This window comes from Streptomyces roseirectus, from assembly GCF_014489635.1.
Taxonomy (GTDB): Bacteria; Actinomycetota; Actinomycetes; order Streptomycetales; family Streptomycetaceae; genus Streptomyces; species Streptomyces roseirectus.
Genome location: NZ_CP060828.1, coordinates 6,184,062 through 6,197,005, shown reverse-complemented (window position 1 = coordinate 6,197,005; position 12,944 = coordinate 6,184,062). Strand labels below are relative to the sequence as shown.

Here is a 12,944-nt window from a genome sequence, read left to right as displayed (position 1 = left end):
TGCGTAGCCTTCTGGGGCCAGGGGTCGGGCCTTTGTGGATCAGGAAACCGGGCGAGAGGGTTACGAGACCACGTCCTTCCTCGCGAACCCCCGGAACGCGAGGGCGAAGAGGATCACCGCATAGGTCACCGAGACGGACGCGCCCTGGGCCATGCCCGCCCACTCGGGGGTGGGCTGGACGGCGTCGGCCCAGGCGTACTGCCAGTGCGCGGGCAGGAAGTGGCGCCAGTCGCCGAGGGCGGTGACCTGGTCGAGGACGTTGCCGACGATCGTCAGGCCGACCGCGCCGCCGACGGCGCCGAGCGGGGCGTCCGTCCTGGTCGAGAGCCAGAACGCGAGCCCGGCGGTGACCAGTTGGGAGACGAAGATGTAGGCGACGACGATCAGGAGCCGCTGCGCGGCCGTGCCCGGGGCGAGCGCGCCGCCCGTCGGCAGGTCCAGGGAGCCCCAGCCGTAGGCGGCGGTGCCGACGGCGAGGGCGACCAGCGGGAGCAGGATCATCGCGGCGAGGCTGAGGCCGAGGCCGACCACCAGCTTCGACCACAGCAGCCGGGCCCTCGGGACGGGCGCCGCGAGGAGGTAGCGCAGGGAGGACCAGCCGGCCTCCGAGGCGACGGTGTCCCCGCAGAACAGGGCGACCGGGATGACCAGCAGGAAGCCCGCCGACACGAAGAGGTTCACGGCGGCGAAGTTGGCGCCCGACGCCGTCGCCGTGTCCATCAGGGTGACCTGGCCGTCGCGGCCGTCCGGGGTGCCGCCGATCATGAACGCGATCCACAGCACGAACGGGAGGGCGGCGAGGATGCCGCCCATGATCAGCGTGCGGCGGCGCTTCAGCTGGCGGGCTAGTTCGACCTTCAGGGGCAGGGTGCTCGACGCCCGGTAGCCGGAGGCCGTCTCGGTGAGCGTGCTCATGCGGAACCTCCGATCAGGGTGAGGAAGGCGTCCTCCAGGCGGCGGTGCGGGCCGACGGACTCCACCGGCACGTCGAGCCGGATCAACTCGGTGATCAGGCGTTTCGCGGTGCCGTCGGGGCCGAGGCGGACCAGGATGCCGTCGTCCGTCGTGACCGCCGAGGCGATGCCCGGGAGGGCGGCGATCTTCTCGACGACCGGTTCCTCGACGGGCGTCGTCGTGCCGACGAGGAGGGTGTCGCCGGAGCCGACGATCTCGGCGACCGGGCCCGCCTGAACGAGCTGCCCCCGGTCCATGACCACGAGGTGCGTGCAGGACTGCTCGACCTCGGACAGGAGGTGGCTGGAGACGATGACCGTGCGGCCCTGGGCGGCGTAGCGGATCATCACCTCGCGCATCTCGCGGATCTGCGGCGGGTCGAGGCCGTTGGTCGGCTCGTCCAGGATCAGCAGGTCCGGCAGGCCCAGCATGGCCTGGGCGATGGCCAGGCGCTGGCGCATGCCCTGCGAGTAGGTACGGACCGCGCGCGCGAGGGCGTCGCCGAGGCCGGCGATCTCCAGGGCCTCGTCCATGTGGGCGTCCTCGGCGGGGCGGCCGGTCGCCCGCCAGTACAGGTCCAGGTTCTCGCGGCCCGAGAGGTGCGGGAGGAAGCCGGCGCCCTCGACGAACGCGCCGACGCGGGAGAGGACGGGGGCGCCGGGGCGGATCGCGTGGCCGAAGACGCGGATCTCGCCGCCGTCGGGCTTGATGAGGCCCATCAGCATGCGCAGGGTCGTCGTCTTGCCCGCGCCGTTGGGGCCGAGGAGGCCGAGGACCTGGCCCTTCTCGACCGTGAAGGTGAGGTCGCGGACGCTGTACCTGTCGCCGCCCTTGTACTTCTTCGTCAGGCCGGTGATCTGGAGGGGGACCTCGCTGTGGTCCGGGTCCGGGGCGGGGGTCGCCGTGCGGCGGCGGGCCGTCAGGAGGAGGGCCGCGGCGACGGCCGTGCCGGCGAGGGGGAGCCACCAGACCCAGGCGGGGAGGGCGGAGGCGGCCGTCTTCACGTCCGGGGCAGTCGGGATCTTCAGAGCGTCGCCGGCCAGCGAGACCGTGTACGTCGCCGCTGCCGCCGGGGAGGCGTAGCCGAGGTCTGTGGAGGCGAGGACCAGGCGGAGGCGGTGGCCCTTCTCGATGCGGTGGTCGATCGCCGGGAGGGTGAGGGTGACGTCCTTGCCCGCCTTGGCGCCCGTGACGCGGATCGGGGTGACCAGTTGGGAGGGGAGGACCTGGGTGCGGCCGTCCGCGCTGACGTCGTACACCTTCGCGAAGAGGACGGCGTCGTCGGTCGTCGACTTGACGTGGACGGTGGCGGTCGGGGAGCCGGTGACGCGGAGGTCGTCGCGGGTCGGTGCGGAGGTGAACGCCGCGTACTGGCCCGGGAAGTCGAGGGAGAGGCCGACGCCGAGGGAGGAGAGCTGGGAGAGGCCGCCGCTGCCGGCGCCGAGGCCGGGGAGGGCGGAGATGGCGGGCGGGTTGGCGCCGGGCGGGTTGGTGAACGTCTGCTGCGCGCCGGTCAGTCGGACGGTCCGGGTGTCGTTCGCCAGGCCGGGGTACTCGGCCGCGCTCGCGCCCCTCAGCTGGGCCGCGCCGTCCGTGGAGTCGATGCCGCCGGTGCGGGTGATCCTGAACGCCGGGCCCGTGTCGGCGGACTTGTCGTCCTTCAGGTAGCGGTCGAACCAGGTGCGGACGCGGGACTGGACGCGGTCCGACTCCAGGTTGCCGCCGTCGTGGCCGCCGGCGATCCAGTCGACGTCCACCGGGGCGCCGTTCGCCTTGATCGCCTTCGCCGCCGCGTCGGACTGGGCGAGGGTGAAGAGGGAGTCGGTCTGGCCCTGGAGCAGGAGGGTCGGGACCTTGATGCGGGTGCCGACCGCCGAGGGCGAGCGCTCTTCGAGGAGCTGGCGCGCCTGCGCGTCCGGGACGCCGGACTCGGCGACGCGGTCGTACATCGCGCACAGCGCCGGCTCGAACTTCGCGCAGCCGCCCGCCGTGTTGAAGAAGACGCCGGTCCAGAGTTTCTTGAACACGCCGTCCGGGAAGAGGGCGTCGGCGAGGTTCCAGTACGTGATGGACGGGGCTATCGCGTCGACGCGGTTGTCGTATCCGGCGGCGAGGAGGGAGATCGCGCCGCCGTACGAACCGCCGGCCACGCCCACGCGCGGGTCGCCCGTCTTGTCCAGCTCGACCTGCGGCTGCTTCGCGAGCCAGTCGATCAGCTTCGAGACGTCCGCGACCTCGGCCTTCGGGTCGTTCAGCCCGATCTTGCCGGTCGACTTGCCGAAGCCTCGCGCGGACCAGGTGAGCACGGCGTACCCGTCTCGGGCGAGGTCTTCCGCCTGCCCCTTCAGGTCGTCCTTGCTGCCCCCGAAGCCGTGCGCGAGCAGGACGGCGGGGCGCTTCTTCGTGCCGGCCGTCGTGAAGTACGACGTGTCCAGCTTCACGCCGTCCACGTCCATCGTGCGGGCCGTCTCCCGCACCGCCGGTTCACCGTCCGACGCGACCGCCGTCCACGTACCGGCTCCCGCCAGCACGGCCACCGCCGCCGCGCCGGCCAACAGGCGCCGTGGTGAGGGCCGCCTCATGTGCGGCCCCTGCTCTGCCCGGACACTCGAAGATCCATGCGTCAACGGTACGGGGTGAGTCTGACAATGAGCTGTCGACCGGAGGGCGAGGTGGGGCCATCCTTGGGGCGTACGACGTTTCCCCGGTGTACCGCAGGCGCGGTACACCGGGGCACGTCAGTGCCGGTTCAGCCCCGTTCGCGGCGGCGGAGCACCGCCTGCCAGGCGCGGTCGGCGACGGTTCCCGTGACGAGGGCGGCCACGGCCGCGGCGTACCAGGGGAGGTGGAGGACGACGCAGAAGGCGATCGCGGCGGCGAGGGCGAGCAGGTTCAGCCACCACGGAGTGCGCATGATCATGAGGGAACCTCTTCGGCAGCGGTCGTCATCGGCAGTTCTTCTTGCTGACCTTGGTCAGTTTGCTCGACCCCCAGAGCTTGATCTGGTAACAGCCGCCCGCCGCCAGATTCCAGTTCTTGATCTGCTTGAGCCAGTTGACGAGGTTCTTCCAGGCGTTGAGCCCTGCGGCACCGCAGACCATCTTGCCGATCCCCGCGAGCTTGGCGGGCAGCTTGGCGACGGTGCAGCCGTACAGCCAGCCGCCCCAGCCGGCCGTGGTCGCGGCCATGCTGTACGCCTTCCATTCGACGCTCGTGGCGTTGAAGTAGATGTTCAGGCCGAAGGTCAGTTTGGGGTCGACCACCACAGGGAAGGCCGTGGCCGCGCTGAAGTCGACGGTCTGGACGAGCTTGTCCCCTTCGACGCGGTACGACGTGGGCACCGCCTTGCCGTCGGCGTCCCGGGCCCACGGCGCGTCGATGAGGCCGTGGACCACCGTGTTCTCGTCCGTGCCGGAGGAGACCAGGACGGTTCCGCCGTCGAACGGGGTGAGGGTCGCGCCGGCCGGCAGCTTCATCGCGGAGGTGTACTCGTGCGGCGCGGTGGCGTTCTTGATGACCTGGAAGGTGCGGACGCCGCCCTCCAGCGTCGGCTGGGCCACCGTGTCGACAGGGCCGTCGGGGCTGACGTACACGACGCTGCCATTGAGGGCGACGCCGCGCGGTTGTACCGCCGTCGGCAGTCCCATCGTCATGCTGCCGCGTTCGGCGGACTTGACGCTGATGGCGTCCGAGGTGCCCCAGGGGACGCCGACCGTCGTGGTGCCGGTGGCGGCGACGGCCGCGTAGGCGCTGTCGCTGGTGGTGGCCGGGGTGACGTCGGCGGCGTCCAGAGCGGTGTTGACGGCGGACAGGGACGTCAGTTCCGGGGTCATGCGCAGGGCGGTGTCGACGGTGAAGGTGACGGGGTCGGACCAGCCGTTGGCCCAGTGGGTGCCGTCGTCCGTGGTAGTCCGGAAGGAGTAGGTGCGGCCGTTGGTCAACTTGCCTGCCGGTACCTGGACCTTGGACGTCTCACCCGTGGGTACGGGGTCGGCGACCACGCTCGTGACGACCTTGCCCGTGGCCGTGTCGGTGATCTGGTAGGTGCCGCGCACCTGGTCGTCGTTGTTGGAGTCCTCCGGGGTGAAGCGCAGGGTGGGCGTGGTGGTGTTGACCCGGTAGATGCCTCCCTGGGAGTAGAAGGGGGGCCCGGCCTGGAGGTTGGTGCCCGTCCGGGGGCGGTAGTTGTAGCTGACCGTCAGCTGGGGGATCTGCTCGGCGGTCGATTCGGACGAGTAGAAGCGCTTCCAGGCGAAGGTGTCGGACTCGTCCGCCGCCTTGAGCGCGATGTGCCCCTCGTCGGCCTTCGCGCTCGCCCAGGTCTGGGCGAGTGAGGTGACGTCCGCGCTCACCCAGCCCGCGTTCTTGCAGGAGGCGCCGCGTGTCTCGGTCGAGGTGGCGATCTTCTGCGTGCGTGCGGGCTGGTTGCCCCAACGGGTGTCGGCGTCGGCGCCGTTCGCGGCCCACACCTCCCAGGGGCGCGCTTCGCACGACCACGAGTGGTAGTTGTACAGCGACAGTTTCGCGCTGCTGACGAGGGCGTCCGCGAAGACTGAGGTGTCCCAGGTCATGTACGAACGGGCAATGCGCTTACGGGTCTTGGCGGTGTCGGCGTAGTCGCCGGGCCAGCCGAGTTTCAGGTCCGTCGACGAGGACTGGTCGGTGGTGTCGCCGTCCTGGACGAACGTGTCGAACAGCGTGCCGAGAGCGTCCGTCGCCGGGTCGATCGTCACCGGGTACACGGTGTCCTCGGCGGACAGGAAGGCCGGGTCCGGAGCGAGGGTGAGTTCGACGGTGTCGCCGTTCTGGGACAGCGTCATCGGCACGCGCGCGGAGTGGGTGTGCTCGCCCGAACGCGGGTCCGTCTGCGCGTCCCACATCACCGGGGCGGGCATGAGGCCCACCTCCTCGCCCGACTTCCGGTCCTTGAACGACACCGAACCGTCGTCCTGCTGCGTCGCGTCGAGTCCCGGCAGCGTCAGCGGCACGGTCCACGGTGCCTTGTCCTGAGCTGGGCGGTCCTTGAGTACGAGGAACTGCTCGAATCCGTCGCGCGTTGCATCTACGACGAGGTCGGCGCCGGGTACCGCCTGCTGGTAGACGGCCTTGTGTCCGCTGACGGCCGGTGCGGGCAGCCCGCCCTTCCACTGCACCGCCATGCGGCGGCTTCCCATGCCGAGCGTGACGAGGTCGCGATTGGCGGAGTCCGGGGCGGTGGCTGCGGCGGCGACCGAACTGGCCCTCACGCCGCCGCCCCCGGCGAGCCTGAGTTCCTGGGGGTGCGCCTTGGCGGCGACGCTCCCATCGGGTCGCCGGGTCAGTGTCGCGTCCACGTCTACCCAGTTGCCGTTGCGCAGCATGCGGGTGGGGCCCGAGGTGAGTTCCGTGACGAGGTGTCCGTCCGGGGCGGCCCAGGTGGTGGAGGACTCCGTCCGGCGTTCCAGCACCTCGACCCTGCGGTGGCCCGACTGGGCCGCGGCTATGGCGGCTTCCGGGGTGTTCGCTTCTGTGATCGCGGGGGCCTGGGGGGCGGGGGCGGGGGGTTCCTCGGCGGTCGCGGGGGCGGCTGCGGCGAGGAGGGTAAGGGAGGTTAGGGCCGCGATTGTGGTGACAGCGGTGCTGGTCGTGCGGCGAGTGCGGGTGGGCGGAGTAGTCAGGTCCGTTTGTGAAGGTTTCATGAGAGCGGTGACGTTACCCTAAGCAAAGGGGGAGCAAATTTACGCCATATCGCCGCGCAGGGGTTGAATCGGGCGATCCTGATCAATGGCGTACGTCACAGATCATTTATGAGGGCGTGGGCGGGTGATCGGCACGTCAGCGGCTGGCGCTCCCTCGGACCAGTAGTACGACAAGGCCGAGCACAGATACGACCGAGCGGAGGAGGAGAAGTCGTGAACCACTCTGAGTGGAAAACGCGTCGGACCCGGAAGCTTCTGGGGGAACGGGTGGAGGAGTCGGCCGCTTACGTAGAGGCCGGGTACGCGTTTGCCCTGGGGCAGGCTGTGTACGACCGGCGCACGGAACTCGGGTTGCCGCAGAGCGAGTTGGCTCGGCGGGCGGGGATGAGTCAGCCGCAGATCTCGAATATCGAGGGGGGTGATTCGGTGCCGACCCTGCCGTTGCTCACGCGTTTGGCCAAGGCGTTGGAAGCGTCGCTGAGCATCGATCTGGACGGTGACGCTTCGGCGTTCGTGTTCACTCCGCGTGAGGGGGAGGGGTAGGGTGGGCGGCCGTCAGTGGCGTGAGTCGCGGGTGGCGGTGATGAAGGTCTGCCAGGCGTGGGGGGTGAAGGTGAGGGGGGTGGTGTGGGGGGTTTTGCTGTCGCGGACGGGAATGAGGTGGGGGATGTTGTGGGCTACCTCGACGCAGTTGTCGCCCGCTTCGCCACCGGTGTAGGTGGACTTGCGCCACTGGGCGCCGCTCAGGTCCGGGGTGACTCGCATGCGTTGAACCTTTCCATCGCCGCTTCGATCGAGGCCGCAGACGCCTCCGGCGAGAGAGCGTGGGCTTTCATGAGATCGTACTGGCGGATGCGGCGACTCACGGTGGCACGGTCGTCGAACGCCTCCCCGACACCGCAGGCTTCCTGATAGACGGTGGTCGAGTTGTCCGGCGAGGTGAGCAGCACGAGGAAGCCGTTCATGAAGGCGTACGACCCCGCCGAGAACGGCATGATCTGGATGGTCGAGCGCCCCGAGTTCACCCGGGGCAAGAACGCCGCGAGTTGGTCCCGCATGACCGACGGGCCGCCCACGGCACGGTGGAGGATCGCCTCGTCCAGGATGGCCCAGTAGTCGGGCGGGTTGTCTCCACGGAGGGCTTCCTGGCGGCTCAGGCGTTTCGCGACCAGGTCCTCGATCTCTTCGGGGCTCGCCTCCGGGTTGCTGCGGTGGAACAGCGCCCGCATGTACGCCTCCGTCTGCAACAGGCCCGGCACCAGGTTCGAGCTGAACTCCTGGATGCGGACCGCCTTCGCCTCCAGTTCCAGACAGTGGTCGAACCTCTTCTGAGGCTGCTCCTTGAGGATCGTTTCGTAGATGCCCTGAAACAGCACCCCCGTGCCGAACGCGACGTCGAACTTCGCCGAGATCGGCGGCAGCGGCATGCGGGTTCCGATCTCGACGCCGTACACATGAGGCTTGCTGTAGTTGACGATGTCCGCCAGCCCTTGGTACGACAGGCCCGCCGCGGTGCGCTGGCGATGGAGTTCCCTTGAGTACAACTCCCTTGCCGTGCACGGAACTTCGATGCCGTTCGCGTCGATGGTCATGTCGCCGGACTCCTTTGTCCTCGTTTCTACGGCGGCCGGAAACGGTCTCCCCCTGCCGAGGCTAGCGACAGACCGCAACCATGGAGGCACAAACGGTTAAACCCCCCAACTCCGGAGGCCCCCATGGACCCCACACTCCGTCTGCTCCCCTGGACCACCCCCGATGGCCGACCCTGTTACCTCTCCGCCGACCCCGACAAGAAGGGGCACGTCAGTCGGCTCGCCGATGATGTGGAGGCGATGCAGATGGAGACGGCCGTCAAAGTGCTGGGGCATGCGGTCAAGGTGTTGGACGACCCCGACTCGCCGCCCAGGGAAGTGCTGTTCGCGGGGAAGCGGTTGTCGGAGTGTCTGCGGGACACGGTGAGGGTGGCGGAGTCGCGGGGGCGGCGGTTGGGAGTTGAGGAGGACGGGGACGGGGACGACGAGTAGGCGTGCGCGCGAAACGGCGAAGCCCTGCTCGCCCCCAAGTCGGGGTGAACAGGGCTTCGTTGACGTCACTCAGTGGTTGCGGGGGAAGCCCAGGTCGACGCCCGACGGACCCTCGGAGGGGTCCGGCCAGCGGGTGGTGATGACCTTGCCGCGCGTGTAGAAGTGCGTGCCGTCGTTGCCGTAGATGTGGTGGTCGCCGAACAACGAGTCCTTCCAGCCGCCGAAGCTGTGGTAGCCGACCGGCACCGGGATGGGGACGTTGACGCCCACCATGCCTGCCTCGACCTCCAGTTGGAAGCGGCGGGCGGCGCCGCCGTCGCGGGTGAAGATGGCGGTGCCGTTGCCGAAGGGGGACGCGTTGATCAGGGCGATGCCCTCGTCGTACGTGTCTACGCGGAGGACAGTCAGGACGGGGCCGAAGATCTCGTCCTGGTACGCCTTGGCCGTCGTCGGGACCTTGTCGAGCAGCGAGATGCCGATCCAGTGGCCGTCCTCGAAGCCCTCGACGGTGAAGTCGCTGCCGTCCAGGACGACTTCGGCGCCCTCGGCGGCGGCACCCTTGACGTAGGACGCGACCTTGTCGCGGTGCGCGGCGGTGATGAGGGGGCCCATCTCGGACGTCGGGTCGTTGCCGGGGCCGATCTTGATCTTCTCGGCGCGCTCGCGGATCTTCTCGACCAGCTCGTCACCGATCGAACCGACGGCCACGACAGCGGAGATGGCCATGCAGCGCTCGCCGGCGGAGCCGTACGCCGCGCTCACCGCCGCGTCCGCCGCCGCGTCGAGGTCCGCGTCGGGCAGGACCAGCATGTGGTTCTTCGCGCCGCCAAGTGCCTGGACCCGCTTGCCATTTGCGGAGGCGGTGGTGTGGATGTAGCGCGCGATCGGGGTCGAGCCGACGAAGGAGACGGCCTTGACGTCGGGGTGCTCAAGGAGGCGGTCGACGGCCACCTTGTCGCCGTGGACGACGTTGAAGACGCCGTCCGGCAGGCCCGCCTCGGCCAGCAGCTCGGCGAGCTTGATCGACGCCGACGGGTCCTTCTCGGACGGCTTGAGGACGAACGTGTTGCCGGTCGCGATGGCGATGGGGAACATCCACATCGGCACCATGGCAGGGAAGTTGAACGGCGTGATCCCGGCGACGACACCGAGCGGCTGGCGGATCGAGGCGACGTCGACCCGGCTGGCGACCTGCGTCGACAGCTCGCCCTTCAGCTGGACGTTGATCCCGCAGGCGAGGTCGACGATCTCCAGGCCACGGGCGACCTCACCGAGCGCGTCGGAGTGGACCTTGCCGTGCTCGGCGGTGATGAGTTCGGCGATGGCGTCGCGGTTGGCGTCGAGCAGCGCGCGGAACTTGAACAGGATCTCGGTGCGCTTGGCCAGGGAGGACTGGCCCCAGGTGACGTACGCGTCCTTGGCCGCGGCGACGGCGGCGTCGACCTCGTCGACCGTCGCGAACGCGACCTTCGTGGTGACCGCGCCGGTCGCCGGGTCCGTGACCGGACCGAACGTGCCCGACGCGCCGTCGACGGTCTTGCCGCCGATCCAGTGGTTGACGATCTTCGTCATGCCCAGGTGCTCCTTTGTGCTTTCGGCGGCTTCTAGAGGTGGCGGCGACGGGTGGCGACGTGCCGTTCGTACTGCTCGCGGGCCTTGACGGCGGACGGGCGGGTCGCGGTCTCGGCCACGGGAACATCCCACCAGGCCTGCGCCGGGGGCGCCCCCGACACTGTGTCTGCCGTTTCGGTCTCGACATAGACACAAGTGGCGGTGTCGGCGGCGCGCGCCTCGGTGAGGGCGGCGCGCAGGTCCCCTACGGTCCTGGCCCGTAGTACCCGCATGCCCAGGCTCTCGACGTTCGTCGCGAGGTCCACGGGCAGGGGGGCGCCGGAGAAGGTGCCCTCGGGGGTACGGAAGCGGTAGGCCGTTCCGTAGCGCTCGGCGCCGGTCTCCTCGGAGAGGCCGCCGATGGACGCGTAGCCGTGGTTCTGGATGAGGAGCATCTTGATCGCGACGCCCTCCTGGACGGCCGTCACGATCTCGGTCGGCATCATCAGGTAGGTGCCGTCGCCGACCAGCGCCCAGACGTTCCGCTCGGGGGACGCCATCTTCACGCCGATCGCGGCCGGGATCTCGTAACCCATGCAGGAGTACCCGTACTCCAGGTGGTAGCCGTCCCGGGAGCGGGCCCGCCACAGCTTGTGCAGGTCACCGGGGAGGGAGCCGGCCGCGTTGATGACGATGTCGGACTCGTCGGCGAGGGCGTCCAGTACCCCTAGTACCTGGGTCTGAGTGGGCCGTACGTCCTGCTCGGTCGCCTCGTACGCGGCGTCGACGCGCTGCTCCCAGCGCTCCTTGTCCTCGGTGTACTCGGCGATGTAGGGGGCGGCGACGCGGTGGTCCGCCAGCTCCCCCGCCAGTTGTTCCAGCGCGCTGCGGGCGTCCGCGACCAGCGGGAGGCCGGCCAGCTTGTGGGCGTCGTAGCCGGCGATGTTGAGGTTGAGGAAGCGGGCGTCCGCGTTGAACAGGGTGTTGGAGGCGGTGGTGAAGTCGGTGTAGCGGGTGCCGACGCCGATGATCAGGTCCGCCGTGCGGGCGAGTTCGTCGGCGGTCGCCGTGCCGGTGTGGCCCACGCCCCCTACATCCTGGGGGTGGTCGTACGGGAGGGAGCCCTTGCCGGCCTGGGTGGAGGCGACGGGGATACCCGTAGTACTCACGAGGGACGCGAGGGTTTCCTCCGCACGGCTGTGGTGGACGCCGCCGCCCGCGACGATCAGGGGGCGCCGGGCCGCCCGGATCGCCTCGACGGCCGCCGCCAGCTCGACCGGGTCCGCGCCGGGCCTGCGTACCGTCCAGGTCCGCTCCGCGAAGAACTCGTCCGGCCAGTCGTACGCCTCGGCCTGGACGTCCTGCGGGAGGGCGAGGGTGACGGCGCCGGTCTCGACGGGGTCGGTGAGGACACGCATCGCCTGGAGGGCGGCCGGGATCAGGGCCTCGGGGCGGGTGACGCGGTCGAAGTAGCGCGAGACGGGGCGCAGCGCGTCGTTCACCGACACGTCGCCCGCGTACGGGACTTCGAGCTGCTGAAGCACCGGGTCGGCGACGCGGGTGGCGAAGATGTCGCCCGGGAGGAGGAGGACCGGGATGTGGTTGACCGTCGCGAGGGCGGCGCCGGTCACGAGGTTGGTGGCGCCGGGGCCGATGGACGTCGTCACCGCCTGGGCGGAGAGCCGGTTCGACTGGCGGGCGTAGCCGACGGCCGCGTGGACCATCGACTGTTCGTTGCGGCCCTGGAGGTAGGGCATCTCATCGCCGTACTCCACGAGCGCCTGGCCGAGGCCGGCCACGTTGCCGTGGCCGAAGATGCCCCAGGTCGCGCTGATGAGCCGCTGCCGCTGCCCGTCGCGCTCGGTGTACTGCGCGGCGAGGAAGCGCACGAGCGCCTGGGCCACTGTGAGCCTGGTGGTCATCGGTACCCCTCCGTGTGGTCCGGGTGGAAGCAGATCCGCCATTCCCGGGTGTCCCCCGGTCCGGCCATGACGTTCAGGTAGTACATGTCGTGGCCGGGCTGCGCGATCGACGGGCCGTGCCAGCCGTCGGGGACGAGAACGGCGTCACCCGAGCGGACCTCGGCGAGCACGTCCGCGCCGCCCTCGCGGGAGGGGGACACGCGCTGGTAGCCGAAGCCGTTCTCGCCGTCGATCTCGAAGTAGTAGATCTCCTCCAACTCGGCTTCCTCGCCCGGCCGGTGCTCGTCGTGCTTGTGCGGCGGGTACGAGGACCAGTTGCCGCCCGGGGTGATGACCTCGACGGCGATCAGCCGGTCGCAGTCGAACGCGTCGGCCGAGGCGAAGTTGCGGACATGGCGCAGACGGTTCTCGCTGCCCCTGTCCTCGACGGGGACCTCCGGTGCGGGGCCGTAGCGGGCGGGGAGTCGTCGCTCGCACTTCGCTCCTGCCAGGGCGAAGCGGCCTCCCGCACCGGAGGCGATCGTTGCCTGGGCGTCCCGGGGAACGTACGCGAAGTCGGAGACACCCGCGAACACGCTTTCCCTGCCCAGGAGTTGGAACTGTTTTCCGTCGGTTCGCACGGTACATCCGCCTTCGAGCGGGAGGACGATCCACTCGCTCTCGCCGGCGTCGAAGGTGTGGGAGCCGTCCGCCCCCAACTCGACGATACGCAGGGCGCTGTAGCCCCAGCCCGCCGTCTTCGGGTCGATGTCGAGCGCGTAATCGCCTTGCGCGGACGCGCCCTTGGGTACGTGGAGTTCTACGGTGCTCATGCG

At 69.9% G+C, this 12,944-nt stretch carries 11 protein-coding genes; 2 read left to right on the top strand and 9 right to left on the bottom strand.

Features of this window, described 5'->3' with window-relative positions:
• Positions 1-60: 60 nt before the first annotated feature.
• From IAG44_RS26475 to IAG44_RS26460, 4 genes are all read right to left on the bottom strand, one after another.
• On the bottom strand, positions 61-915 hold the full coding sequence (locus IAG44_RS26475; protein ID WP_187749576.1) for an ABC transporter permease: 855 nt from the start codon (positions 913-915) through the stop codon (positions 61-63).
• Entirely contained in the window at positions 912-3,536 is a 2,625-nt protein-coding gene (locus tag IAG44_RS26470) for a CocE/NonD family hydrolase (protein ID WP_187749575.1), read from the bottom strand. Before IAG44_RS26470 ends, IAG44_RS26475 begins: the two co-directional genes overlap by 4 nt.
• Before the next feature lie 167 nt (positions 3,537-3,703).
• Positions 3,704-3,868, bottom strand: a complete 165-nt coding sequence (locus IAG44_RS26465; RefSeq protein ID WP_187749574.1) for a hypothetical protein — start codon at positions 3,866-3,868, stop codon at positions 3,704-3,706.
• A 31-nt stretch (positions 3,869-3,899) separates the two neighbouring features.
• Positions 3,900-6,632, bottom strand: coding sequence for a DNRLRE domain-containing protein (locus tag IAG44_RS26460; RefSeq protein WP_187749573.1), 2,733 nt, complete (start codon positions 6,630-6,632; stop codon positions 3,900-3,902).
• Positions 6,633-6,845: 213 nt separating this feature from the next.
• Between IAG44_RS26460 and IAG44_RS26455 the strand changes: the two genes are divergently transcribed.
• Complete coding sequence (locus IAG44_RS26455; protein ID WP_187749572.1) at positions 6,846-7,175, top strand: helix-turn-helix domain-containing protein; 330 nt, start codon at positions 6,846-6,848, stop codon at positions 7,173-7,175.
• Between the two features lie 12 nt (positions 7,176-7,187).
• Here the strand turns inward: IAG44_RS26455 and IAG44_RS26450 are convergent, their stop codons facing one another.
• The gene (locus IAG44_RS26450) at positions 7,188-7,397 is read right to left on the bottom strand and encodes a DUF397 domain-containing protein (protein WP_187749571.1); all 210 of its coding nucleotides are present in this window, start codon (positions 7,395-7,397) and stop codon (positions 7,188-7,190) included.
• On the bottom strand, positions 7,376-8,224 hold the full coding sequence (locus IAG44_RS26445) for a DUF5753 domain-containing protein (RefSeq protein WP_187749570.1): 849 nt from the start codon (positions 8,222-8,224) through the stop codon (positions 7,376-7,378). The genes IAG44_RS26450 and IAG44_RS26445 overlap by 22 nt, the downstream gene beginning before the upstream one ends.
• Positions 8,225-8,347: 123 nt before the next feature.
• On the opposite strand from IAG44_RS26445, the gene IAG44_RS26440 reads away from it, so the two are divergent.
• Positions 8,348-8,656: a hypothetical protein gene (locus tag IAG44_RS26440; protein ID WP_187749569.1), complete on the top strand. Its 309-nt coding sequence runs from the start codon at positions 8,348-8,350 to the stop codon at positions 8,654-8,656.
• 69 nt (positions 8,657-8,725) lie between these two features.
• Here the strand turns inward: IAG44_RS26440 and mmsA are convergent, their stop codons facing one another.
• From mmsA to iolB, 3 genes are read right to left on the bottom strand one after another with little or no spacing between them, the layout of a single operon-like run.
• On the bottom strand, positions 8,726-10,228 hold the full coding sequence (mmsA, locus tag IAG44_RS26435) for a CoA-acylating methylmalonate-semialdehyde dehydrogenase (RefSeq protein ID WP_187749568.1): 1,503 nt from the start codon (positions 10,226-10,228) through the stop codon (positions 8,726-8,728).
• A 32-nt stretch (positions 10,229-10,260) separates the two neighbouring features.
• Entirely contained in the window at positions 10,261-12,129 is a 1,869-nt protein-coding gene (gene iolD / locus IAG44_RS26430; RefSeq protein WP_187749567.1) for a 3D-(3,5/4)-trihydroxycyclohexane-1,2-dione acylhydrolase (decyclizing), read from the bottom strand.
• The gene (iolB, locus tag IAG44_RS26425) at positions 12,126-12,941 is read right to left on the bottom strand and encodes a 5-deoxy-glucuronate isomerase (RefSeq protein ID WP_187749566.1); all 816 of its coding nucleotides are present in this window, start codon (positions 12,939-12,941) and stop codon (positions 12,126-12,128) included. Before iolB ends, iolD begins: the two co-directional genes overlap by 4 nt.
• Positions 12,942-12,944 lie beyond the last annotated feature (3 nt).